22 protein-coding genes are annotated in these 23,838 nt (G+C 67.3%); 8 read left to right on the top strand and 14 right to left on the bottom strand.

Features of this window, described 5'->3' with window-relative positions:
* Window positions 1-92: 92 nt before the first annotated feature.
* Genes Q0Q48_RS13480 through Q0Q48_RS13460 form a run of 5 tightly spaced genes read right to left on the bottom strand, consistent with a single transcriptional unit; the run spans window position 93 to window position 6,268 of the window.
* Window positions 93-530, bottom strand: coding sequence for a cupin domain-containing protein (locus Q0Q48_RS13480; RefSeq protein ID WP_295138382.1), 438 nt, complete (start codon window positions 528-530; stop codon window positions 93-95).
* 4 nt (window positions 531-534) lie between these two features.
* Complete coding sequence (locus Q0Q48_RS13475) at window positions 535-2,124, bottom strand: hydantoinase B/oxoprolinase family protein (RefSeq protein WP_295138381.1); 1,590 nt, start codon at window positions 2,122-2,124, stop codon at window positions 535-537.
* Window positions 2,121-4,130 (bottom strand): hydantoinase/oxoprolinase family protein, encoded by a 2,010-nt coding sequence (locus Q0Q48_RS13470; protein WP_295138379.1) that lies wholly within the window; start codon window positions 4,128-4,130, stop codon window positions 2,121-2,123. Before Q0Q48_RS13470 ends, Q0Q48_RS13475 begins: the two co-directional genes overlap by 4 nt.
* Window positions 4,131-4,184: 54 nt before the next feature.
* The gene (gene hutC / locus Q0Q48_RS13465; protein ID WP_295138377.1) at window positions 4,185-4,904 is read right to left on the bottom strand and encodes a histidine utilization repressor; all 720 of its coding nucleotides are present in this window, start codon (window positions 4,902-4,904) and stop codon (window positions 4,185-4,187) included.
* Complete coding sequence (locus Q0Q48_RS13460) at window positions 4,901-6,268, bottom strand: formimidoylglutamate deiminase (protein ID WP_295138375.1); 1,368 nt, start codon at window positions 6,266-6,268, stop codon at window positions 4,901-4,903. The genes hutC (Q0Q48_RS13465) and Q0Q48_RS13460 overlap by 4 nt, the downstream gene beginning before the upstream one ends.
* Window positions 6,269-6,298: 30 nt before the next feature.
* Between Q0Q48_RS13460 and hutI the strand changes: the two genes are divergently transcribed.
* The 4 genes from hutI to Q0Q48_RS13440 are packed head-to-tail and all read left to right on the top strand — an operon-like array spanning window position 6,299 to window position 11,392.
* Complete coding sequence (gene hutI / locus Q0Q48_RS13455; RefSeq protein ID WP_295138373.1) at window positions 6,299-7,498, top strand: imidazolonepropionase; 1,200 nt, start codon at window positions 6,299-6,301, stop codon at window positions 7,496-7,498.
* Window positions 7,495-9,036, top strand: coding sequence for a histidine ammonia-lyase (gene hutH / locus Q0Q48_RS13450; protein ID WP_295138371.1), 1,542 nt, complete (start codon window positions 7,495-7,497; stop codon window positions 9,034-9,036). The genes hutI and hutH overlap by 4 nt, the downstream gene beginning before the upstream one ends.
* A complete protein-coding gene (hutU, locus tag Q0Q48_RS13445) occupies window positions 9,033-10,694 on the top strand; it encodes a urocanate hydratase (protein WP_295138369.1) in 1,662 nt (553 codons plus the stop codon). The genes hutH and hutU overlap by 4 nt, the downstream gene beginning before the upstream one ends.
* Before the next feature lie 17 nt (window positions 10,695-10,711).
* Window positions 10,712-11,392, top strand: a complete 681-nt coding sequence (locus Q0Q48_RS13440) for a DUF1028 domain-containing protein (protein ID WP_295138367.1) — start codon at window positions 10,712-10,714, stop codon at window positions 11,390-11,392.
* Between the two features lie 179 nt (window positions 11,393-11,571).
* Here Q0Q48_RS13440 and hutC (Q0Q48_RS13435) read toward each other — a convergent pair whose 3' ends face one another.
* The 5 genes from hutC (Q0Q48_RS13435) to Q0Q48_RS13415 form a co-directional block, all read right to left on the bottom strand.
* On the bottom strand, window positions 11,572-12,297 hold the full coding sequence (hutC, locus tag Q0Q48_RS13435) for a histidine utilization repressor (RefSeq protein WP_295138365.1): 726 nt from the start codon (window positions 12,295-12,297) through the stop codon (window positions 11,572-11,574).
* A 7-nt stretch (window positions 12,298-12,304) separates the two neighbouring features.
* The gene (locus Q0Q48_RS13430; RefSeq protein ID WP_295138363.1) at window positions 12,305-13,087 is read right to left on the bottom strand and encodes an ABC transporter ATP-binding protein; all 783 of its coding nucleotides are present in this window, start codon (window positions 13,085-13,087) and stop codon (window positions 12,305-12,307) included.
* Window positions 13,084-13,860 carry an ABC transporter permease gene (locus tag Q0Q48_RS13425; RefSeq protein WP_295138361.1) on the bottom strand — a complete coding sequence of 259 codons (777 nt, stop codon included), beginning with the start codon at window positions 13,858-13,860 and terminating at the stop codon, window positions 13,084-13,086. Before Q0Q48_RS13425 ends, Q0Q48_RS13430 begins: the two co-directional genes overlap by 4 nt.
* 131 nt (window positions 13,861-13,991) lie before the next feature.
* Window positions 13,992-14,945, bottom strand: a complete 954-nt coding sequence (locus Q0Q48_RS13420; protein ID WP_295138358.1) for an ABC transporter substrate-binding protein — start codon at window positions 14,943-14,945, stop codon at window positions 13,992-13,994.
* Between the two features lie 22 nt (window positions 14,946-14,967).
* Window positions 14,968-15,777, bottom strand: coding sequence for a phytanoyl-CoA dioxygenase family protein (locus Q0Q48_RS13415; protein WP_295138356.1), 810 nt, complete (start codon window positions 15,775-15,777; stop codon window positions 14,968-14,970).
* Window positions 15,778-15,911: 134 nt separating this feature from the next.
* Between Q0Q48_RS13415 and rutA the strand changes: the two genes are divergently transcribed.
* Window positions 15,912-16,994 (top strand): pyrimidine utilization protein A, encoded by a 1,083-nt coding sequence (gene rutA / locus Q0Q48_RS13410; protein WP_295138354.1) that lies wholly within the window; start codon window positions 15,912-15,914, stop codon window positions 16,992-16,994.
* Window positions 16,995-17,032: 38 nt separating this feature from the next.
* Here the strand turns inward: rutA and Q0Q48_RS13405 are convergent, their stop codons facing one another.
* On the bottom strand, window positions 17,033-18,751 hold the full coding sequence (locus Q0Q48_RS13405) for a dihydroxy-acid dehydratase (protein ID WP_295138351.1): 1,719 nt from the start codon (window positions 18,749-18,751) through the stop codon (window positions 17,033-17,035).
* 167 nt (window positions 18,752-18,918) lie between these two features.
* Between Q0Q48_RS13405 and Q0Q48_RS13400 the strand changes: the two genes are divergently transcribed.
* The 3 genes from Q0Q48_RS13400 to Q0Q48_RS13390 all read left to right on the top strand — a co-directional run bounded on the left by Q0Q48_RS13400 (window position 18,919) and on the right by Q0Q48_RS13390 (window position 21,435).
* Entirely contained in the window at window positions 18,919-19,764 is an 846-nt protein-coding gene (locus tag Q0Q48_RS13400) for a TauD/TfdA family dioxygenase (protein WP_295138349.1), read from the top strand.
* A 130-nt stretch (window positions 19,765-19,894) separates the two neighbouring features.
* Window positions 19,895-21,097 (top strand): CoA transferase, encoded by a 1,203-nt coding sequence (locus Q0Q48_RS13395; protein ID WP_295138347.1) that lies wholly within the window; start codon window positions 19,895-19,897, stop codon window positions 21,095-21,097.
* An 11-nt stretch (window positions 21,098-21,108) separates the two neighbouring features.
* Window positions 21,109-21,435 (top strand): hypothetical protein, encoded by a 327-nt coding sequence (locus Q0Q48_RS13390; protein WP_295138345.1) that lies wholly within the window; start codon window positions 21,109-21,111, stop codon window positions 21,433-21,435.
* Between the two features lie 9 nt (window positions 21,436-21,444).
* Here Q0Q48_RS13390 and Q0Q48_RS13385 read toward each other — a convergent pair whose 3' ends face one another.
* The 3 genes from Q0Q48_RS13385 to Q0Q48_RS13375 form a co-directional block, all read right to left on the bottom strand.
* Window positions 21,445-21,906, bottom strand: a complete 462-nt coding sequence (locus Q0Q48_RS13385) for a hypothetical protein (protein ID WP_295138343.1) — start codon at window positions 21,904-21,906, stop codon at window positions 21,445-21,447.
* A gap of 11 nt (window positions 21,907-21,917) precedes the next feature.
* Window positions 21,918-22,982 (bottom strand): Ldh family oxidoreductase, encoded by a 1,065-nt coding sequence (locus tag Q0Q48_RS13380; protein ID WP_295138341.1) that lies wholly within the window; start codon window positions 22,980-22,982, stop codon window positions 21,918-21,920.
* 96 nt (window positions 22,983-23,078) lie between these two features.
* Window positions 23,079-23,804, bottom strand: a complete 726-nt coding sequence (locus Q0Q48_RS13375; protein ID WP_295138339.1) for a C40 family peptidase — start codon at window positions 23,802-23,804, stop codon at window positions 23,079-23,081.
* Window positions 23,805-23,838 lie beyond the last annotated feature (34 nt).

Genomic DNA, 23,838 nt, shown 5'->3' with positions numbered 1-23,838 from the left:
ACCGCGTCTCTTGCCCATCCTTCGAGACGCCGCGCTGCGCACGGCTCCTCAGAATGAGGGATGTTGGCAATTCAAGACGAAGAGACTCTAGCCTAAAGGCCAGTAATGACGGCGCGATCGGTCTGGTCCAGCGCCATCGGCTGGCCGTTGCGGATCATCTCGGCAAACCCTTCGTTGGGCACCATGACCGTGAGGCAATAGAGCCGTTCGGCGCCGGTGTTCTCGATCACATGCTCGCGGCCGGGCGGCAGCACCAGCGCGTCGCCCTGAGCGATCTCGCGGACGCTGCCGTCGTCGCAGCGGCAGCAGCCGGTCCCGCTCAGCACGTAGAACATCTCGTGCGCCGTCGCATGGAAGTGCGGCGGTGTCCTGCCGCCGACCTCGAAGATTTCGACGGCGGAGACGAAGGGCGTCCGGTCGGAAAGCGGATCCACCAGCATCGCGAACTTGTTGGTATCGGCGGGCGAGATGCGCGACACGCGGCAGTCGATGGCACGCCGCAACAGCAACTCTTCTTTCACGGAGGTCATCTTTTCACTCCCCGGCAGGCGTGCCGTAGCCGCCGCCGCCCGACGTTTCCATAACCACCCGGTCGCCCTTGGCCAGGGTGAGGTTCTCCTTGCCCGAAAGTTCGCGGCTGCCGCCCGCGGCGCGATGGAGCGTCACCCGGAACGGCGCGCCGTCGGCGCCGCCCTGCAGCCCGTAGGGCGCGATCACGCGCCGTTCGAACATGGTGGTGAGTGAAAGCCCGTCTTCCATCACCGTATAAGCACGGCGCATGCCGTCGCCGCCGCGATGACGGCCCGTGCCGCCGGAGCCGCGCCTCAGCCGTTGTTCGTCAACCCGGATCATGTATTCCGATTCGACGATCTCGGCCGGCGTGTTCATCGTGTTGGTGAGGTGGACGCGCACCACCGGCGCCCCGTCGCGGTCCGTGCGGGCGCCCTCGCCGCCGCCATGTGTCTCGTAGAAGGTGCCGATGGCGCCGTCGCGCCGCGTGCCGCCGAAGATCAGCAGGCCCGCGGTGGTCGAGCCGCCCGCGGTCAGACGCTCAGGGACTGCCTTCTCGAACGCCCGCATGATGGCGTCGACCGCGCGCTGCGAGGTCTCGTGGTTGCCGCCGACCACCGGCTTGTCGATGCCGGGTTCGAGGATGGAGCCCGGTCGGGTGAGGATTTCCAGCGGACGATAGCAGCCGCCATTGGGCTGGATCTCCGGGCCGGCCACCGCCTTGATCGCATAGTAGACCGCCGCCATCGCCACGAACGGCGTGGTGTTGAGCGGCCCCGCGACGGCGTCGTCGGTGCCGGAGAAATCGAACTTCGCCGTTTCGCCCGCGATCTCCACCCGCACACGAATGGCCGCGGGTTGTCCGCCCGGTCCGTCATCGTCGAGGAAATCCTCGCCCTCGTAGATGCCATCGGGCAGGCCGGCGATCGCCTCCCGCATCTGCGCCTCCGAGAGATCGTCGAGCCGGTCCAGGGCGGCGCGCAGGGTGGCGGCACCATGTTCCTCGCCCAGCCGCAGCAACCGTCCTTCGGCGGCACGCGTCGAGGCCATCTGGGCCATCAGGTCGCCCTCGCGCTCGGCCGGTCCGCGCAGGTTGGCGAGCAGGAAGTCGCGCTTCTCCTCGTCGATACCGTCGGCGGTGAACAGGCGCAGCGGCGGGATCCGCACGCCTTCCTGCCAGGTCTCCGTGGCGGCGGCGAAATAGCTGCCGGCCCAGGCGCCGCCAATGTCGCCCCAATGGGCGAGGCTGACGGCAAAAGCGAAGAGGCGGCCTTCGAGAAAGATCGGCCGAATCGCCTTCACGTCGGGCAGATGATTGCCGCCGACCTCGGGCAGGTTGAGGAACCACACGTCGCCCGGCCGCAGCCGCTCGGCCGGCACGCGTTCCAGGAACTTCTTCACCGTGAAGCTCATGACACCGAGATGGATCGGAATGTCGCGACCCTGGGCGATCAGGTCGCCCTTGTGGTCGGTGAGGGCCGACGACAGGTCGCCGGCCTCGCGCAGCAGGGGCGAGCGGGCCGAGCGCATGACCACGAACGACATCTCCTCGGCGGCGGCCGTCAGCGCATGCCGGATCACCTCGACGGTGAAGGGATCGACGCTGTTCCTCATCGTGCATCCTCGCGAATCCAGAGATGGCCCATCGCATCCGGGTTCAGCGTGTAACCGGGCGGTACGACGATGGTCGACCAGGCATCCTCGACGATCGCCGGTCCGGCGATGCGCGTGCCGGTCGGCAGTCGGTCGCGATCGTAACGCGGAGTCTGATGCGGCGCGCTGGGCTCGAACCAGCAGGGAGCGATCGAGGTCGGTACGGCGCTTTCGCCCGGGATGCCGAGCGGCGCGAAGGTCGTGCGTCGCGCGACCAGGGCGCGCATCCGAAGGCTCTGCATCTCCCAATGCTCTTCGGTCGCGTAGCCGTAGATCTCGTGGTGGCGCTGGCGGAAATCGCGGCCGAGGCGTTCGAGGTCGAGCGGCTGGGCGAAGGGCACCTCGACGGCGTAGCTCTGGCCGACATAGCGGACGAGGGCGGTGCGCTCCACGTCGATCTCGTCGGCGCCATGTCCGTGGCTGTGCAGCGGCGCCATCAACGTGGCGAGCATGTCGTCATGGAGCGCGGTGAAGCGGGCCGCCTCCCAGCCGATGTTCAGCATCCGCACGGATTGCTGCTGCGTGTAGCTCATGTCGGCGACGATACAGCCGAGGGCGGAGAAGCCCGAGGAGAAGCGCGGCACCACGATCTCGGCGATGCCGAATTCGCGCGCGAGGCCCACGGCATGCATGGGCCCCGCGCCGCCGAAGGCGAGAAGCGTGCATTGCCGCCCGTCGACGCCGCGTTCCACGGTGACCCTTGCCAGCGCCCGCACCATCGCGGCGTTGGCCACGCGCTGCACGCCCAGCGCCAGCTCGACGATGCCGACGCCCAGCCGTGCGGCGAGCGGCGCGAGAGCGGCTTCGGCCGCGGCGACGTCGAGCGAGATGGCGCCGCCCAGGCGTCGCGTCGGATCGAGATAGCCCAGGACCGCATTGGCGTCGGTGACCGTCGGCAAGGTTCCGCCGCGCCCGTAGGCGGCTGGGCCTGGCTCCGCACCAGCGCTTTGCGGGCCAATGGAAAGGCCGCCAGTCCCGAGCGTCACCAGCGATCCGCCGCCGGCGCCGATCGATTCGACCGCGACCATGGGCTGTCGCACCGGCCGGCCGGCGAGCTTGGAATCGGTGGAGATCTCGGCCGCGCCGTTCAGGATGAGGCAGACGTCGGTCGTCGTGCCGCCCATGTCGAAGGTCAGCGCCTTCTCCAGGTCGAGTGATGACGCGACGCTGGCCGCCGCCGAGATGCCGCCCGCCGGGCCGGACAGCGCCATCGACAGCGGCCGCTTCGCAGCGGCCTCGGGCGAGGCCATGCCGCCGGCCGAATGCATCACGTGGAGCCGGGCGCCCGTTACGTCGCGTTGCAGGCGATCGAGGTAGCGCGCCGCGATGGGCATGACGGAGGCGTTGAGGACCGTGGTTGCCGTGCGCTCGAATTCGCGCGTCTCCGGATTGACCTGGTGCGATAGCGAGACGAAGGGAAAGGCCTTTGCCAGTGCGGCACCGACGGCGCGCTCATGGTCGGCATTGGCATAGGCGTGGAGCAGCGACACGGCGATGCTCTCGATGCGCATCGCCTTTGCCTGCATCACCACCGCGTCGATCGCGGTGGCGTCGGGCGTCAGGACCGCAGCACCGGTGAAGTCGATGCGCTCGGCCAGGGCGATGCGTCGTTCCGGCGGCACCTGCGCCTCGCGTCGCGGCGGCAGGTCGAGCCGATAGAGATGCTGGCGCCCGGCCCGGCCGATATCGAGCACATCCTCGAAGCCCGCGGTTGCCACCAGGGCGACGGGCTCGACCCTGTCCTCGACGATCGCATTGGTGACGAGCGTCGTCCCATGGACGAGATCGTCAACGGCCTCTGCGGAGAGGTCGGCGGCCGCGAGGGCGGCGCGGATGCTGGCGACGGGATCGTTGCGCTGGGTCGGCACCTTGATCGAGCGCACGTCGCCGGTCGACGGCAGCAGGGCCACCAGATCGGTGAAGGTTCCTCCGATGTCGATCCCGACCTGCCAGCCACTTTCCGACATATGTCACGCTCCTTGGCGCCGCCGGAGCAGGATACGGGCCATTTCCCGCCGGCGTTACACGGATGTGGGCGTGAAACGGGCGACCAGCTGGTGCGAATCGCCGGGATAGGTGAGCCGGACGTGGGTGACGGTCACCGCGGCGCGCCAGGTGCGGCGTTCGACGATCAGGCAGGCCGTCGTAGCGGCCACCAACAGGAGTGCAGCCCGCTCCTTACCGGCGCTGCTGGCGCCGATGCGATGCTCCGCCGCGGTCCAGGGGACACTGTCGAGCAGCCACCGTCCCGGGGCGATGTCGTCGAAGCGCTCTTGGGCCGCCTCAGGCACTGCCTCTGCATTGATCAGACGCTCTTCCAGGCAGAAGACACTGTCGTCGGCGAAATGGCGGACGACGAGATCGACGACCCGACCGGTCGACCTGGTCCCGAGGCGCTCGCGATCCGCTGCGGTGCTTCGCCTTGTGTCGCGGGAAACCAGTTCGAAGCGATAGGCTTGGCCCAGCGCCAGCACCTCCGCCTTGATGTCGTGGATTTCCAGGACCGCCGCCTGCGATTGCGGCCGCGTGACGAAGGTGCCGGCCTTGCGGCGGCGCTCGACCAGGCCGGCGCGCGCCAGCTTGGCCAGCACGTTGCTCACCGTCATGCGCGAGCAGTCGTAGGCTTCGGCCAGCTCGTGCTCGGTGGCGATGCGGGCGCCGGGCGCCAGCTTGCCCGAGAGGATCTTGCCTTGCAGGTCGCCGAGGATCTTCTGATGAAGCGACTGGGGCGCGGTCGTCATGAAGCGTGCAGCACCTTGTTCAGCGCCTGCCGGTAGCGCCGGCCGACCGCCTCGCGATGGATGTGCCGGCCGTCGCTCACGAGCCTGGCACCGGCCCGCCAGACGCAGTCCACCGTCTGGCGTCCGCCTGCGAAGATCCAGCCATCGAGCCACCGATCGTGTTGGCGATGCACGAGCGCCGGGGCGTCGGCTCTAAGGCTCACCAGATCGGCGGACTGTCCGACGGCGATCGTGGACGGTGCTCCGAGCGCCTGGGCGCCACCGGCAAGCGCCGCGTCGAACAGGGTGCGTCCCACGGAGGGCGTCGCAGCCCGGGCCAGGGCGTTGCGCGTGCGCAAGGCGAGGCGCTGTCCATATTCGAGGAGACGCAGCTCCTCGGCGGCATCGATCAGGACGTTGGAATCCGACCCGACGCCGAACCGGCCGCCGCGCGCCATGAAGGACTGCGCGGGAAACAGTCCGTCGCCGAGATTGGCCTCGGTGATGGGGCAGAGGCCTACGACCGCGCGACGCGCGGCGATGCCGGTGCTCTCGGCGTCGGTGACATGTGTCGCGTGGACGAGGCACCAGCGTTCGTCGACCGGCAGGCGATCCAGCAGCAGCTCGACCGGACGCTTGCCGGACCAGGCGAGGCAATCCTCGACCTCCTTGACCTGTTCGGCGACGTGGATGTGGACGGGCCCACTATTGGCGAGCGGCAGGATCTCCGCGATCTCCTCGGGCGTCGCCGCGCGCAGACTGTGCGGCGCGATGCCGATCACGGCTCCGGGCAGCGACGACACAGCCGTGCGGCTTGCCTCGATCAGCCTCCGGTAACGGTCGACATCGTTGATGAAGCGCCGCTGGCCCGGTGCTGCGGCCAAGCCGCCAAAGCCGGCGTGGAGATAGAAGACGGGAAGAAGCGTCAGACCGATCCCGGTCTCGCCGGCCGCTGCGGCGATCCGCGTCGCCAGCTCTGCGATGTTCGCATAGGGCGCGCCGCCGGGATCGTGATGCACATAATGGAACTCGCCGACGCGGGTGAAGCCGCTTTCGAGCATTTCCACATAGGCCTGTGCGGCGATCGCTTCGACCTCGTCGGGGCCCATATGGTCGACGAAGCGGTACATCGCCTCGCGCCACGTCCAGAAACTGTCCTCCGTGCTGCCGCGCTGCTCGGTGAGGCCCGCCATGCCGCGCTGGAAGGCGTGGCTGTGCAGGTTGGGCAGGCCGGGCAGGCCGATTTCGTGGCGTTCGTCCCCCGTCTCGGTAGGGGCGTCCTTCATCAAGGTTTCAATCCGGCCGTCCACGATGACGAGGCGCACGCCGTCGGCCCAGCCGTCGGGCAGGAGCAGGGAGCGGAACCAGAGGGCGGTTCTGGACATATTATTATGTATAGTCATAATAAGAGCCGCATGCAATGTGATCGCCTCTGGAAGAACGCCCGCCTAGCCACCCTGACCGGCGAGGGGCTGGGCCTCGTGGAAGACGGTCTCGTCGCCGCGCGCGACGGCCGCATCGTCTTCGCTGGCGCGGCAACCGATGCGCCGCTGCTCGACGCCGCCGAGACGATCGATTGCGCCGGCCGCTGGATCACGCCGGGCCTGGTCGATTGCCACACCCACATCGTCTATGGCGGCAACCGCGCGCACGAGTTCGAGCTGCGTCTGGCCGGGGCCAGCTACGAGGAGATCGCGCGCGCGGGCGGCGGCATCGTCTCGACCATGCGGGCGACCCGCGCGGCCACCGAGGAGGCGCTGGTCGCCAGCGCCCTGCCGCGGGTCGACGCGCTGATCGCCGAGGGTGTCACGACGATGGAGATCAAGTCGGGCTACGGGCTCGACCTCGCCGCCGAGCTGAAGTCGTTGCGGGCGGCACGCCGCATCGCCGAGGCACGGCCGCTTTCGATCAAGACGACCTTCCTCGGCGCGCACGCGCTGCCGCCGGAAGCGAACGGCGACAAGGATGCCTACATTTCCTCCGTCTGCGATGAGATGCTGCCAGCCGTCGCCAGGGCGGGGCTGGCCGATGCGGTCGACGGCTTCTGCGAGGGTATCGCCTTCACGCCGCAGCAGATCGAGCGCGTGTTCGAGGCGGCGAAGGCGAAGGGGCTGCGTGTAAAGCTTCATGCCGAGCAGCTTTCCAACCTGCACGGCGCGAGCCTGGCGGCCCGCTATGGTGCGCTCTCGGCCGATCATCTGGAGCATGTCGACGAAACGGGCGTGAAGGCGCTAGCCCAAGCCGGCACCGTCGCCGTGCTGCTGCCCGGCGCGTTCTATTTCGTGCGCGAGACGCACAAGCCGCCGGTCGAGCTGCTGCGGCAACACGGCGTGAAGATCGCGCTGGCGTCCGACAGCAATCCCGGCACGTCGCCGCTCACGTCGCTGCTGCTGGCGATGAACATGGGCGCCACCTTGTTCCGGCTCACGGTCGACGAATGCGTGGCCGGCGTGACGCGCGAGGCGGCGCGCGCTCTGGGCTGTCTCGACGATGTCGGCACGCTGGAAGCCGGCAAGTCGTGCGATCTCGCCATCTGGGACATCGAGCGGCCGGCCGAGCTGGTCTACCGCATGGGCTTCAATCCGCTGCATGCGCGAGTGTGGAGAGGCAGATGAAGGCGATCGTGATCACGCCCGGAACCGTTCCGCTGGCGGCCTGGCGCGACATCTATCGCGGCGCCGCGGTGAGCCTCGATCCCGCTGCTTACGAAGTGATCGAGAAGTCGGCGCGGGCCGTGTCGTCCATCCTTGCCAGGCACCAGCCCGTCTACGGCATCAACACCGGCTTCGGAAAGCTGGCCAGTGTCCGAATCGAAGAAGCCGATCTGCAAACCCTTCAGCGCAACATCGTGCTCAGCCACGCCGCCGGCGTCGGCGCGCCGATGCCCGTGCCTGTCGTGCGCCTGATGATGGCGTTGAAGCTCGGCAGCTTGTCGCAGGGTGCGTCGGGCGTGCAACCCGCGACGGTGCGGCTGCTGGAAACGCTGCTGGCCGAGGGGCTGACCCCCGTCGTGCCCTGCCAGGGCTCGGTCGGCGCCTCGGGCGATCTCGCGCCGCTCGCCCATATGAGCGCGGCGATGATCGGCGTCGGCTCGTTCATCGTCGAAGGTGAAGTGGTCCCCGCTGCAAAGGCGCTGGGTGATCTCGGACTGAAGCCGCTGGTGCTGGGCGCCAAGGAAGGGCTCGCGCTGCTGAATGGCACGCAGTTCTCGACCGCCTATGCGCTGGCCGGCCTGTTCGAGGCCGAGAACCTCTACGGCGCGGCGCTGGTCACCGGTGCGCTCTCGACCGACGCGGCACGCGGTTCGGATGCGCCGTTCGATCCGCGCATCCACCTGTTGCGGCGCCACCGCGGCCAGATCGCGACGGCGGAGGCGTTGCGCGGCCTGATGGCGGGCTCGGCGATCCGCGCGTCGCATCTGGTGGGCGACGAGCGGGTGCAGGATCCCTACTGCCTGCGCTGCCAGCCGCAGGTCATGGGCGCCGTGCTCGACATCCTGCGCCAGGCGGCAGCGACCCTGGAAACAGAGGCCAACGGCGTCACCGACAATCCGCTGATCTTCACCGATCCCGAAGAGGCGCTGTCCGGCGGCAATTTTCACGCCGAGCCGGTGGCCTTCGCCGCCGACATGATCGCGCTGGCGCTGTGCGAGATCGGCTCGCTGGCCGAACGCCGCATCGCCATGCTGGTCGATCCGGCGCTGTCGGGCCTGCCGGCCTTCCTGACGCCGCGGCCCGGCCTCAACTCGGGCTTCATGATCCCGCAGGTGACGGCGGCGGCATTGGTTTCGGAGAACAAGCAGCGCGCCCATCCCGCCAGCGTCGATTCGATCCCGACCTCGGCCAACCAGGAAGACCATGTCTCGATGGCCGCGCATGGCGCGCGACGCCTGCTCGACATGGCGGCCAACCTCTCCTCCGTGATCGGCATTGAGTTGCTGGCGGCGGCACAGGGCTGCGACTTCCACCGGCCGCTGGCTTCCAGCCCGCCGCTCGAGGCGGTGCGTACCCTGCTGCGCCGCGAGGTGCCGCATCTCGAGGACGACCGTCACTTCCATCCCGACATGGAGAAGGCCACTTCTCTCGTCGCAAGCGGGGTCATTGTCGCCACCGTCGGCCCCGGCTTCCTGCCCGCACTCCAGGAGACACCATGAATCGCATCGACAATGCCCGCACCGTCCGGGCGCCGCACGGCACCGAGCTCACGGCCAAGAGCTGGCTCACCGAGGCGCCGCTGCGCATGCTGATGAACAACGTCGATCCCGACGTCGCCGAGAAGCCAGGCGAGCTCGTCGTCTATGGCGGCATCGGCCGGGCGGCGCGCGACTGGGAGAGCTTCGACCGCATCGTGGCCTCGCTTCGCAAGCTCGAAGCCGACGAGACGCTGCTGGTCCAGTCGGGCAAGCCGGTCGGCGTGTTCCGCACCCACGCCGATGCGCCGCGCGTGCTGATCGCCAACTCCAACCTCGTGCCGCGCTGGGCGACCTGGGAGCATTTCAACGAACTCGATCGCAAGGGACTGATGATGTACGGCCAGATGACGGCCGGCTCGTGGATCTACATCGGCAGCCAGGGCATCGTTCAGGGCACCTACGAGACCTTCGTCGAGATGGCGCGCCAGCATTACGGCGGCAGCCTCGCCGGTCGCTGGATCCTGACCGCCGGCCTGGGCGGCATGGGCGGCGCGCAGACCCTGGCCGCCACGATGGCCGGCGCCTCCTGTCTCGCGATCGAGTGCCGTCCCAGCAGCATCGAGTTCCGCCTGCGCACCGGCTATCTCGACGTCCAGGCCAAGGATCTCGACGATGCGCTGGCGATCATCGGCAAGGCGGTGGCCGAGAAGAAGGCCGTCTCGGTCGGCCTGCTGGGCAACGCCGCCGAAATCCTGCCCGAGCTGCTGCGGCGCGGCGTGCGGCCCGACTGCGTGACCGACCAGACCTCGGCCCACGATCCGGTGAACGGCTACCTGCCCAAGGGCTGGACCCTGGCGGACTGGGAAGCCAGGCGCACCAGCGATCCCGCCGGCGTGGCCAAGGCCGCGAAGCAGTCGATGGCCGGTCACGTGCGCGCCATGCTCGAGTTCCACAAACTCGGCGTACCCACGGTCGACTACGGCAACAACATCCGCCAGATGGCGCTGGAGGAGGGCGTGGCCGACGCGTTCAGCTTCCCGGGCTTCGTGCCGGCCTACATCCGTCCACTTTTTTGTCGCGGCGTCGGGCCGTTCCGCTGGGCCGCGCTGTCTGGCGATCCCGAGGACATCTACCGCACCGACGCGAAGGTGAAGGAGCTGCTGCCGGACAACAAGCATCTCCACAACTGGCTCGACATGGCCAGGACACGCATCAAGTTCCAGGGCCTGCCGGCGCGCATCTGCTGGGTCGGGCTGGGCGACCGTCATCGCCTCGGCCTCGCCTTCAACGAGATGGTGGCGAAGGGCGAGCTCAAGGCGCCGATCGTGATCGGCCGCGATCATCTCGACTCGGGCTCGGTCGCCAGCCCCAACCGCGAGACCGAGGGTATGCGCGACGGCTCCGATGCCGTGTCCGACTGGCCCCTGCTGAACGCACTGCTCAACTGCGCCTCGGGCGCGACCTGGGTGTCGTTGCATCATGGCGGCGGCGTCGGCATGGGCTTTTCCCAGCATGCCGGCATGGTGATCGTCTGCGACGGCACGCCGGAAGCGGCCAAGCGCGTCGAGCGCGTGCTGTGGAATGACCCGGCGACCGGCGTCATGCGCCATGCCGACGCGGGTTACCAGGAAGCCATCGACTGCGCGCGCGAGAAGGGCCTCAATCTGCCCAGTCTTTAGGTCTCAGGGAGTCGAGCATGACCTTCTCGCTCGTCGGACGCTGTGCTCGCACCGGCATGCTGGGTGCTGTCGTCACCACCTCGTCGATCTCGGTCGGCTCGCGCTGTTCACATGCACGGGCGGGCATTGGGGCGGCGCTGACCCAGCATCGGACCGATCCCAGGCTGGGGCCGTTGGCGCTCGACTTGCTGGCTCATGGCTTCTCGGCGCCGGAAGCCATGCAGGCCGTGGTTGCGGCGACGCCACATCGGCATTGGCGGCAACTGGCGCTGATCGATGCCGCCGGCCGCACCGCCGTCTATTCCGGCGCCAATGTCCGGGCCGAGCGCGGCGAGGCGCAAGGCAAGGATTGCGCCGCCATCGCCAACATCGTGCGCTCCGCGTCGCTGCCGCAGGCCATGGTGACCGCTTTCGAGGCTTCGCCGGATAAGCCATTGGCGCGCCGCCTGATCGATGCGCTCGCGGCGGGCGAAGCGGCGGGCGGTGAATTCCAGCCGGTGACCTCGGCGGCCTTGCTCGTCGTCGACCGGGAGTCCTTTCCCTATGTCGATCTGAGGGTCGACGATCATGCTCAACCTATCGCCGAACTCGCCGGGCTTTGGGCCAAGTACGAGCCCGAAGCCCACGCCTATGTGATCCGCGCCGTCGATCCGGAAGCCGCCGCGCCGCCGCCGGGGATGAAACTCAGGTCGACATGATCTTGTAACGCAACTTTTTTGCGGGGCTGGCATTTGTCCAATATGCCCCGCGATGATCTCCGCCCCGAAGAACCGGCCGAAAAGGCCGCCCGCGAACGGCTCGAAGCCGCTCTGAAGCGAGCGCTCTGGGCGCAACGGGCCTCACGCTCCTGGGCTGCGTTCACGGCCACCAGGGCCGATCAGCCGAATCTCTGATTTCCCACCGCGTCGAAGCGGCAGCCCAGCCTGTACCGCGATGAGGGGTGCAGGCATCGCACCATCGTGACCGGCTTCGTGCGCGTCCAGGTACGGCGGGTCAGCATCAGGCAGGGCTCTGCCGGATCGATCTGCAGGCAGTTTGCCTGCTCGGGCGTCGGCAGGACGGCATCGACGACATGCTCGATCTCGTCGAACGGCACGTTCTGCACCAGATACTCACCCGGCGGGATAACGTTGAAATCCTGCTCCAGGAAGCCCGGCACCACCTGCGGGTTGACGTAGCGGTCCTCGAACTGCACCGGGACCTCGTTCTCGAGGTGAAGGCACACCGAGTGAAAGACCGACTGGCCCGAGCGCAGGTCAAGCCAGGCGGCGATGTCGCCGGGGGCTGCGACCCGCTCGGCCGAGAGCAAGGCGCAGCGATAGTCGTGTCCGCGCTGGCGGACTTCGCGGGCGATGCTGGCGATGTGCAGCAGGGTCGATTGCGGCTTGTCCTCGGCGACAAAGCTGCCGACGCCCGCAACCCGCACGATCCGTCCCTGCTGGACGAGGTCCCGAAGGGCGCGGTTGACCGTCATGCGCGACATGCCGAACCGGCTCACCAGCTCATGCTCCGAGGGCAGGCGGTGGCCGGGCGGCCAGGATCCGTCCTGGATGTGGCGCACGATGTAGTCCTCGACCTGCTGGTAGAGCGCGGTCGGTTCCATCGGCCCCTCAGTGATCCGCAGCGATGGCTTCGACCCGGATCTCCTCGGTGAGGCGGGCCTTCAGCGCCATGAACTCAGGCGTCGTCTTGACCGTGTAGTGCCGGGGATGGGGCAGGTCGACGGTCAGCTCGGTCTTGATGCGGCCCGGGCGGGCGCTGAACACGACGACGCGGCTGGCCATGAAGATCGCCTCGTCGATGTCATGGGTGATGAACATCACCGTCTTCTGCGCCTGCTCCCAGATGCCGAGCAGCAGCTCCTGCATCAGGACGCGCGTCTGGTTGTCGAGCGCACCGAACGGTTCGTCGAGCAGCAGGATCTTGGGATCATTGGCCAGCGCGCGGGCGATCGCCACCCTCTGCTGCATGCCGCCCGAGAGCTGCTTGGGAAAATGATCCTCGAAGCCGCGCAGGCCGACCTGGGCGATGAAGCGGTCGCTGATCTCGCGCTGCTCCGAGAGCTTCATGCCCTTTTCGCGCAGCCCGAAGCAGATGTTCTGGCGCACGTTCAGCCACGGGAAGAGCGTGTAGCTCTGGAACACGACGCCGCGGTCGGCACCAGCGCCCACGATATTCGTGCCGTCGAGGTTGATCTCGCCTGTCGTCGGCGTCTCGAGCCCGGCGACCAGCCGCAGCAGGGTGGACTTGCCGCAGCCCGACGGACCCAGCACGGTAATGAAATCGTTGTCGCCGACCTCGAGGTCGACCGGCAGCAGAGCCTGCGTCGGCGGTACGTTGCGCTTGTGGCCGGGAAAGATCTTGGAAACGCCACGGATCGACAGCCGGCTCATCGCAGCAGGCTCCACGCGAAGAGGTACTGGTTCACCTTCTTGAAGGCCAGGTCCGAGAGCAGGCCGACCAGGCCGATCACCACGATGCCCGCGATGATGTGGTCGGTCGCCATCAGCGCCTGGCTGTCGGTGATCATATGGCCGATGCCCGAGGAGGCGCCGATCAGCTCGGCGACGATGATGTAGGTCCAGCCCAGTCCCAGCACCTGACGCAGCGCCTCGGCGATGTCGGGCGCGGCGCCGGGCAGGACGACCCGGCGGATCACGCCGGTGTCCTTGCTGCCGAGCGTATAGGCCGCTTCCACCAGGTCGCGGCGCGTGCCGGCGACGATCATGGTGATCATGAGGGTGAGCTGGAAGAAGCAGCCGATGAAGATGACGGTGAGTTTCTGCGCCTCGCCGATTCCGACCCACAGGATCAGCAGCGGGATGAAGGCCGAGGCCGGCAGATAGCGCGCAAAGGAAACGAAGGGCTCGAAGAAGGCTTCGATCGGCTTGTAGACGCCCATCGCGATGCCGAGCGGCACGGCAATGATGGCGGCAAGCACGAAGCCGCCGACGACGCGCCAGATGGTCATGCCGACGTCGTAGCTGAAACCCTGGGTGGCGAAGAGGCTCCACCCGGAAACCAGCGTCTGCCAGGGAGAGGCGAGGAAGTGCTTCGGGACGGCCCCGGTCCAGGTGATCAGGGACCAGAGCGCGACGAAGGCGACGAAGAACGCCACGCCCAGGACGATGCGATTCTCCCGTTTGACGGGAACCAGCAGTTTCATGATCTCTTCTCAAACCTTCCTCCCCATTCCGATGGGAAGGTGTCGGCGTCCTACGCCGACGGAGGGGGCATGACCCCTCCGCCTCGTAAGACGAGGCACCTCCCCCGCTGACGGGGGAGGCAAAAGGCTGGCTACTTGATGTACGTCGTGTCGAAGAGCGTATCCATGTTGTCGGGCTTGCTCTTGATCACGCCGATCTCGAGCAGCAGCTCGGCGGCTTCCTTGTTGAAGGCCTGGATCTCGCCGCTGAAGAACTTCTTGTTGGCTTCGCGGTCAGCCCACTTGATCTTGGCCTGCGACTTCTCGAACTGCTCGGCGGTCTGCTTCACGTCGGCGCCCATGATCGTGAAGGCCTTCTGCTTGTCCTTCTGGATCATGTCGAGGGCCTGGAAGTAGCTTTCGACCAGCGCCTTCACGGCCTTCGGGTTCTCCTTGATGAACTTCGGCGTGCAGCCGAACGAATCGAACACCATCGGGTATTGCAGCGAATCGGCGATCAGCTTGCCGGTCTCGGGCTTGTCGCGCACCAGGCTGAGATAGGGCTCGTAGGTCACGGCGGCGTCGAGGTCCTTGCCGGTGACGAAGGCATTGGCGGCGGGTGCCGGCTCGAGGGTGACGAGCTTCACGTCCTTCAGGGACATGCCGTTCTTCTTCAGTATCCACGCCAGGGTGAAGTGCGGGTTGGTGCCCGGCGCCGAAGCGGCGATGGTCTTGCCCTTGAGGTCGGTGACCTTGGAGATGTCGTTGCGGGCGACGATGCCGTCCGAGCCCATGCCCTGGTCCATCTTGAAGAGCTGGGTGGTGGCGATGCCGTTGGCGTTCCACACGATCCAGGTCTCCACCGTCGTGGCGGCGCACTGCAGGTCGCCGGAGGCGATCGCGAGGTGGCGGTCCTTCTGCGGGATCTTCTTGATCGTCACGTCGAGGCCGTTGGCCTTGTAGATGCCGGCCTCCTTGGCGAGCGTGATCGGCGCGAAGCCGGTCCAGCCGGAAATGCCGATGGCGACCTTGGTGTCCTGCGCCTGGGCGCCGCCGGCGAAGGCCGCCGCCGCAACGACGGCGGCAAATGCTGTGAACTTGGACATCGATGAGCTCCTGGCGTGAGTGTTACGAACGATAGACGACGGGGAAGATCGGGGCGTCGAACGGGGCGCCGCCTTCGAAGCTGAGGTCGGGGAAAGGTGGTGAAGTCCGTCCGGCGCGCTTGGCGAACACCGCGTCGTCGCCGACCCAGCGCGCCGAGAAGACACGGCGTGCGCGCGGCGACTGGTTCGCCGGCGCGCCGTGGACGGTGCTGAAATTGAAGGCGATGGCATCGCCCGGCTGCATGTCCCAGCCCGCGATGTCGAGCGTCGGGCGCATCGCCTCGATGTCGGGCATCACCTCGAAATCGTCGTTGGCATAAAGCCGCGTGCCGTCGAAGCGCATGGGGCGGAAGCCCTTGCCCCAGAGGTGCGAACCCTTGATGCATTCCATCACGACATCGCGCGACACGGGATCGAGCGGGATCCAGAAGCTGACGCTCTGCCGGCCCTCGACGAAATAGTAGGGCTGGTCCTGGTGCCAGGGCGTGACCGTGCTGCCGCCCGGCTGTTTCACCAGCACATGGTCATGGAAAAAGCGCGCGGTGCGCGAGCCCATGAGGCGGGCCGCGATCGCCGCGGCCGGCGATTTCCAGACGAAGGCCTCGAATTCGGGGATGCGCTGCCAGTTGCACAGGTCCTGGAAGAAAGGGGCGGAGCCATCGGCCGGCCGGACGGTGCGTTCGAGCGAGCTGGGATTGGCCATCAGCGCCTCGACCCCGGCGCGCAGCGGTTCGACCCAGGCGTCGAAGACGCCGCGCAGGACGATGGCGCCATCCTGCCGATAGCGCTCCGCCGAGTCGTCCGTCTCCGGCAAATTCTGTTCGGTCCCCATGCCTAACCTGTAGCCTGTCTATACAGGTCGAGTCAGCAGATTCTGTGCCATTTGGGACCGGAAAACGCCCGGAGCCCGTGCACCACCGCTGGCATGACGCTTGCTGCCTGTCCGGTATCAAAGGCAGGTGCAGGATGGAAATCGGTGTCTTCATTCCCATCGGCAACAACGGCTGGCTGATCTCGTCGACCTCGCCGCAGTACACGCCGAGTTTCGACCTCAACCGTGAGGTCGTGCAGCGCGCCGAGCGCTACGGTTTCGACTTCGCCATGTCGATGATCAAGCTGCGCGGCTTCGGCGGGAAATCGCGCTACTGGGACGACAACCTCGAATCCTTCACCCTGATGGCGGGTCTCGCGGCGGTGACGACGCGCATCGACCTCATCGCGACAGTCGCCGTGCTCACCCTGCCGCCCGCGATCACCGCGCGCATGGCCGTGACGATCGACAGCATCTCGAAGGGCCGCTTCGGCGTGAACCTCGTCACCGGCTGGCAGAAGGCCGAGTACGACCAGATGGGCCTGTGGCCGGGCGAGGAGCATTTCAGGCATCGCTACGAGATGGTCACCGAGTACGTGACGGTGATGAAGGAGCTCTGGGAGACCGGCCGCTCGGACTTCAAGGGCGACTATTGCAAAATGAACGACTGCCGGCTCTCGCCGTTGCCGTCGCGGCCGATCAAGCTGATCTCTGCCGGCACCAGCGACGCCGGCATGAAGTTCGCGGCCGAGCATTGCACCTATAATTTCTGCAGCGGCCAGGGCGAGGCCAACGATCCGCGCGATTGCGCCGACGCCGTTGCGCGCCTCAAGACGGCCTGTGCCGCCGCGGGCCGCGACGTGAAGGCGCTGGCCCTCACCATGATCATCGCTGACGAGACTGACGAAGCCGCGATGGCCAAGTGGGAGCACTACAAGGCGGGCGTCGACCTCGACGCCATCGGCTGGCGCTCCGACCAGGCGGCGTCCGACAAGTTCGCCGCCGCCAACTCGACCGCCGGCCGCATCCGCCGCCGCGAGCCTCTGCCCAACAATGGCTCGCGCCTGATCGGCTCCTACGCCACGGTCGCGCGCCTGCTCGACGAGATGGCCGAGATCGACGGCCTCGCCGGCGTGATGCTGACTTTCGACGATTTCATCATCGGCATCGAACAGTTCGGGCAGCGCATCCAGCCGCTGATGCGCAGCCGCGCCAAGTTCGCGGCTGCCGCATCGTAGTCATTGGAGCGCGCCGCTCCAGTGGCGCGCTCCATGGCTTAGACTACGCAACCGTAATGCGCCGACGAAACCAGCTTCGTGTATTTGTCGTGCACGGAGCCTGGGCGCGGGCGGTCTTCCGGGGCGGGCGGGCGCCAGTCGGCCATGCGGCGGGCCAGCTCCTCGTCCGAGATTTCGAGGTTCAGGGTTCGCGCATTCGGATCGATGACGATCGTGTCGCCGTCGCGCACCGCGGCGATCGGGCCGCCGCGCGCCGCTTCCGGTGAGATGTGGCCGATCAGGATGCCGTGGCTGACGCCCGAGAAGCGCCCGTCGGTGATCAGGGCCACGTCCTCGCCCAGGCCGCGCCCCTGCAGCTGGATGGTGAGCATCACCATCTCGGGCATGCCGGGACCGCCCACCGGGCCGACGTTGCGCACGACGACGACGTTGCCGGGCACGACCTCGCCGGCACGGATCGCCTTCATCGTGTCGGCCTCGGACTCGAAGACGCGCGCGATGCCGCGGAACTCTCCCTTTTCCAGCGTCTTGCCGCTCAGCTTGAGGAGGCAGCTCTCCGGCGCGAGGTTGCCCTTCAGCACGCTGATATGATTGTTCGCTGGCGCCGAAGGCTTCGATACGGATACGACGATGTCCTGCGGGCCCAGCTCTTCGAGGGTGGGCACGGAAGCCAGGTTCTCGGCCAGCGTCTTGCCGGTCACGGTCATGACATCGCCATGGAGGAAACCGTGGCGCAGCAGCTCCTTCATCACGATGGGCACGCCGCCGATCTCGTGCAGGCTCACCATCGCGTAAGGCCCGTGCGGCTGGAGATTGCAGATCAGCGGCACCTTCTCGCCGACCTGCTGGATGCGCTCGATGGTGATCGGCACCTGCGCTTCGCGCGCGATGGCCAGCAGGTGGAGGTACATGTTGGTCGATCCGCCCATCGCATAGACGGTGGCGATGGCGTTTTCGAAGGCCTTCTCCGTCATGATGTCGCGCGGACGGATGCCGGCCTCCATCAGCCGATAGAGCGCGTCGACCGACGCCTTTGCCTGGGCCTGCACGTCGGCATGGATGTCGCTGCCGGCCTTGTAGTCGGCCGGATGCGAGGCGCCGCGCGGCAGCATCATGCCGATCGCCTCGGCGATGGTGCTCATCGTGTTGGCGGTGAACATCGCGCCGCAGGTGCCGCTGCCCGGCATGACGTTGCTCTCGAGCTCGAGCAGCTCCTCGCCGGAGATGCGGCCGGCCTCGTTGGCGGCCCGGCCCTCGACATAGTCCATGATGGTGAGGTTGTTGCCCTTCGCCGCCCAGGCGCCGAACGAGACGCGGCCGGGCGAGCTGGTGCCGGGATAGAGCACTAGGCCGAAGGCGTTGGTGCGGGCGAGCGGCATCAGAGCAGCGGCGCCGGTCTTGTCGCAGCCGGAGATCACGATCATCGCATCGCCGTGATGGGCGTAGTGTCCGATCTCGAAGCAGTCGGCCACGACGTCGCGCGACACCAGACTGTAGCCTGCGGTTGGGGTGCCCTGGGTCAGCGCATCGGACACGGCCGGCGCCCCGACGATCAACCCATTGCCGCCGCGCTCGGCCAGCAGCTCGACCAGCAGATCGCTGATCGTGCGCACCCGGTTGTTGCAGCGATGGGCGTTGGTGTAGGCGCTCGCGATCGTGACCACGGCGCTGGCTTGGGCCGTCTTGTCTGGCTCGAAGCCGGCGGCCCGGAGTTCGACCCGCGATTTTTTCCAGAAGGTGCTGCTGTCTTTTTTCATCCCGTATCCGTTTGGTTTTGCCCCGAAGTTTACCCGCCGACACGGGCTGCCGGCTATGCGCCGGGGCTCGCGACGCGGAACCTGCCATTTGGTCAGGTGATTGCCGTTGCCGGCGGGCAGGGTCTTTAATTGCTCCCCTGAAGAAGAAGCAGACTCAGGAGAAACGTATGGCCAGCAGCATCACCGTGACGCCGATTGCAGGTTCCCTCGGCGCCGAGGTGACGGGTGTCGACCTGCGTACCATGGACAACCATGACTGGGCGCAAGTCCACCAGGCGTTCCTCGACTACAAGGTGATCGCGATCCGCGACCAGGAGCTGTCGCCGCAGGGCATGATGGACGTGGGCGCACGCTTCGGCGAGCCCAACCACTATCCCTTCGTGAAGGGCATGGACGACTTCCCGTTCCTGTTCGACATCGTCAAGGAGCCGTCCGAGAAGCGCAATTTCGGCGGCGGCTGGCATTCCGACACGACCTACATGAAGACCCCGCCGCTCGCGACCCTGCTCTATGCGCTGGAGACGCCCGAGCGGGGCGGCGACACGCTCTATTGCGACATGGTCGCGGCCTACGAGAGTCTCTCGGATCGCATGAAGGAGATGCTGGGCACGCTCAGGGGCGTGAACAGTGCTGGCCTCAAGCATCTTGGCGGCCGCAAGGCGCACCATTCGGTGGTCGGCGGCATGAAGATCACCGGCACCGAGGATGCCGATTCATATGAGGCTGTGCATCCGATCGTGCGCACGATCGACGAGACCGGCCAGAAGGCGCTCTATTGCAGCATCGGCCACACCGTCGCTTTCGAGGGCATGACGCCGGAGGAAAGCAAGCCGATGATCGACTGGCTGCAGGCGCATGCGACCCGGCCCGAGTTCACCTGCCGCGTCCACTGGAAACCCGGCACGATCACGATCTGGGACAACCGGCGCACGATGCACAATGCCATCAACGACTATCACGGCATGCGCCGCCACATGCGGCGCTTGACTTCGGGCCCGACGAACCCGGTTTGATGCGGCCCGGTCTTATGCGGCAAAGGGACCTCTGCAGCCGTTGCATTTCGATGCTCGGCTGGCTGCCCTTTCGTCGGTGCGCGCGCTTGTCTATCTGAGAGGTCGAACCAACCTTCTGCAAGGGATTGCAATGACCGTGCCGACCGGGCCGCTCGCCGGCATCCGAATTCTCGACCTGACGACTGTCCTCTTCGGTCCCTTCGGCGCCCAGACGCTGGGCGACTGGGGCGCCGAGCTCATCAAGGTCGAGGGGCTCACCGGTGACCAGTGGCGCTACACCGGCCAGTTCCGGAACCGGGGCATGAGCGGCCAGTTCATGGCTGCCAATCGCAACAAGCGCAGCGTGGCGGTCGACCTGAAGACCGCCGGCGGCGCGGAGGTGCTTCGACGCCTCATCGCGCAGGCCGACGCATTGGTGACGAACATCCGTCCCGCCGCGCTGGAACGGCTGGGCTTCGGCTACGAGGCCTGCAAGGCGCTCAATCCCAGGATCATCTATGCGGCCGCGACCGGCTTCGGCCAGGACGGGCCCTGGGCCAAGCGGCCGGCCTTCGACGAGATCGTCCAGGCTTCCTCCGGCCTTGCCTCTTCCATCGGGTCCGACGACGAGCCCGCCTTCGTGCCGAGCCTCGTCGGCGACAAGCTCTGCGGACTGGCCCTCGCGGGCGCCGTGGCTGCGGCGCTGGTATATCGGGAGCGCACCGGCAAGGGGCAGCTGGTCGAGGTGCCGATGCTGGAGACCGTCGCGGCCTTCAACAGCATCGAGATGCTGGGAGGTCATGCCTTCGTGCCCCCGATCGGGCCCGCGGGATACAAGCGCGTCAAGGAACGCAAGCCCGTCAAGACCAGGGACGGCTGGCTCACCATGCTCCCTTATTCCGGCGAGAACTGGTGCACCTTCTTCGAGACGGTCGGGCATCCCGAATGCATCGAGGAGTTCTCCGTTCGCGATCCGATCAAGCGGGCGGCCAACATCGATGCGATCTACGCGCGCATGAAGGAGATCGCGCTCGAACGGACCACGGCGGAATGGGAAGAGCTGCTCCTCCGGATCGACGTTCCGCATGCCTCGTTCGCGAAGATGACGGAGATCGGCGAGCAGCCGCATCTGAAGGCCGTCGGCCTGTTTCAGAAGCTCGAGCATCCAACCGAAGGGACCATCCAGCAGGCCCGCCCGCCGGCGCGCTTTTCGGAAAGCCCCGCCGCCATCCGTCGCCTGCCGCCCACGCTCGGCCAGCATACGCGTGAGGTCCTGATGGAAGTCGGCTACAGCGAAGCCGAGATCGACGCGCTGGTTGACGCCAAGGCCATCGGCGAGTCCATTCCCGCATAGGGGAGTGCTTCGTGGGAAAGCTCGTCGGAATTCTCATGGTCCTCTTGGTAGGACTCGTTGGCGTGGCCCTGTACGTGGCGCCCGGCTGGATGGCGGCGCAGCTCGTCGCTGTATTCGGTGTTCCACCGCCCGATGACCGAAGTCTGATGCCTCGATTGAAGACGGTCTTGATGGAAGCCCTGGTCAGGGATCGCGCTCCCTGCAGCGGCATCCACAGGATCGAGTCCCCGCGACAGGTCGGATACGACGTCGTGCTGACGGCCGTGTGCCTGAACGGCGCCTCCTATGGAGTCCAGTTCAAGCCCACGGGTGAGGTCACGTTCTGGCCGAGCCGGTGAAGGGAGCGGTCAGCGACGCGCCGGGCAGAGCGACAGATAGAAGAAGAATGCCATGACCGGCAGCACGAGCCAGTTGAGCGCAGCGCCCGGGGCCGTGCCGGTCGTCATCACCGGCTTGAGGTGTCCGGCCAGGCCTCGAAGCACGGGCTCGAGTGCGAAGACCAGCAGCACGAGCGGCACCGTCCCGCGCCAGCGCAGCAGCAGCACCCAGAGCAGCAGGGCGAGAAGAAGCTGGATGGCCCCCCACTGACCAAAGATCGCGACGATGTTCGGGCCGCCCGCGACGGCCGCGACATCGATCGTGGCGATCGACTGCGCACCGCCGTCCGGCGCCAGCAGGTGGATGCAGGAGCGCACGGTGATCACGCCGAGCCAGACGATCGCCACCCAGAACGACAGCATGGGTCCGTCGTATAGCGCGGGATTGGCGGGCAGCAGCCGCGCCGGGGAGGGGCGCCACGAGACGGGCATGGCGAGGACCGTCAGCCCTCCATGATCCACTCTGCCCCCGAGGCCAGGGCGATCTCCTTGACCTTGGCGAGCAGGTTGGGGCCGACGGGAATGCCCGTCTTCAGGCGCGCGGCGGCGGTGCGGCGCTCGGGATCGCCTGCCACCTGAACGGGCCTGGCCGGATCGGCCGGCCGGGTCGCGCGCAAGGTATCGCAGAACGCGGCGACGTCGGCCTGGAAGTCCGCCGTGTCGCGGAACATGCCGGGATCCATCGCGAGAAAGAAGTGGCCGATGTCGATCGGACCCGGCCGCGTGTTGCGCGTCGGGTCGGTCACCATCACGCCGCCCGACAGTGCCGAACTCAGGATGTTGACCATGGCGCCGAGGCCGTAGCCCTTGTGGCTGCTGCCTTCCGGGGTGCCGCCGAGGGGCGTCATGAAGCCGCCCTTGCTGACTTCGTGCGGGTCTGTGCTGGGCTGGCCGTCCCTGGTCACCAGCCAGCCCGGCGGCGTTTGCAGACCCTCGTTCGCCTTGTTGCGAATCTTGCCGGCCGCCACGGTCGTGGTCGCCATGTCGAGCAGGAACGGCTTGCCCGGCTTGCCGGGCGCGGCGAAAGCGATCGGGTCGGTGCCGAGGCGGGCCTGCGCGCCATTGGTCGGCGCCACCTGGATGCCGCTTGCCGAGGTGGTCGCCAGGCCAATGAAGCCGGCGTCGACCGCCTGCAGGACATAGAAGCCGCAGGCGCCGAAGTGGCCCGAGTTGCGCACCGCCGCCACGCCGATGCCGGTCTTCTTCGCCTTCTCAATGGCGATTTCCATGGCGCGCCGTCCGGCGGGATGGCCGAGGCCGCCGCCGCCGTCGATCAGCACCGACACCGGCGTTTCCTTCACGACCTTCGGCTCGGCGGTTACGTTGAGCTTGTTGCCGAGCCGGCGCTCGTCGTAGGGCGGCACCATCGAGATGCCGTGCGTGTCGATGCCGTGGAGGTCGGCCCAGCTCATGATCTCGGCAGTGCCGGCCGCCGTCGCCTTGGGCATGCCCCAAGCCTCGAGGATCAGTTCGAGCTGCTTGCGATGGGTTTCGTACGACGCCGGCATTCTTCTTCTCCGTTTTTCCCGGCGTCATTATTGCCGGGCGGAGAGGTTTGCGTCACTCGGCCGTACCGGTTGGCGATACGGCTAGGCGGGTCGCCGCTACTGCGGCGTGAGCCGGACCGCCTTCAGGTAGCGGGTGTTGTAGTAGTCGGCGTCGAGCGACGTCACCATGACCGGCGAGCCACGATGCGTGGCGTGCACGAACTGGTTGTTGCCGCTGTAGATACCGACATGGGTGATGGTGCCGCGATAGCCGAACATCACGAGGTCGCCCTTCTGCAGGTCGCTGCGCGCGACCGGCGTGGCCTCGCGCACCATCTCGTGCGGCATGCGCGGGATGCGCTGTCCGAAGACCGCGCCGTAGAGATAGTAGACGAAGCCGCTGCAGTCGAAGCCCGTCGCCGGAGAGATGCCGCCGTAGCGATAGGGCGTGCCGAGATAGTTCATGGCGCGCGAGACCAGCTTGTCGCCCCATTCATTGCCGCCTTTGCCGGGGGCGGCGGCCGCCGGGCCGGCCGAGAAAGCGGCCGGCACCACGCCGGAGGCGGGCGCCGCAGCGTTGAAGCCGGCGAACGCGCCGTTGTTCTGCTGCCACTTGGCATTGAGTTCGTCGGCCATGCGATCCGTCGGATCGGCCGGGGCGGCCTTGGCCACCGGCTTGAACTTCGCCTTGGGAGGTGCCTTGCTGGCCTGCGCCATGGCGGGAGATAGAGTGCCTGCCGTTCCGAAGAGAGCCACGGCCGCCAGGACCGTGATCGAATAAGCCGTCGCCTTGAGGACTGTTTGTACGTTTGAGGTGGTGCCGCGCCCGTTTCTCAAAGCCATGAATTCGTTCCCCTTGGAGCCAGTACCAGGTAGC

The organism is uncultured Reyranella sp. (assembly GCF_945957355.1).
GTDB lineage: Bacteria > Pseudomonadota > Alphaproteobacteria > Reyranellales > Reyranellaceae > Reyranella.
The sequence above is the reverse complement of the archived record's forward strand: the minus strand, read 5'-3'. Positions and strand labels throughout refer to the sequence as shown.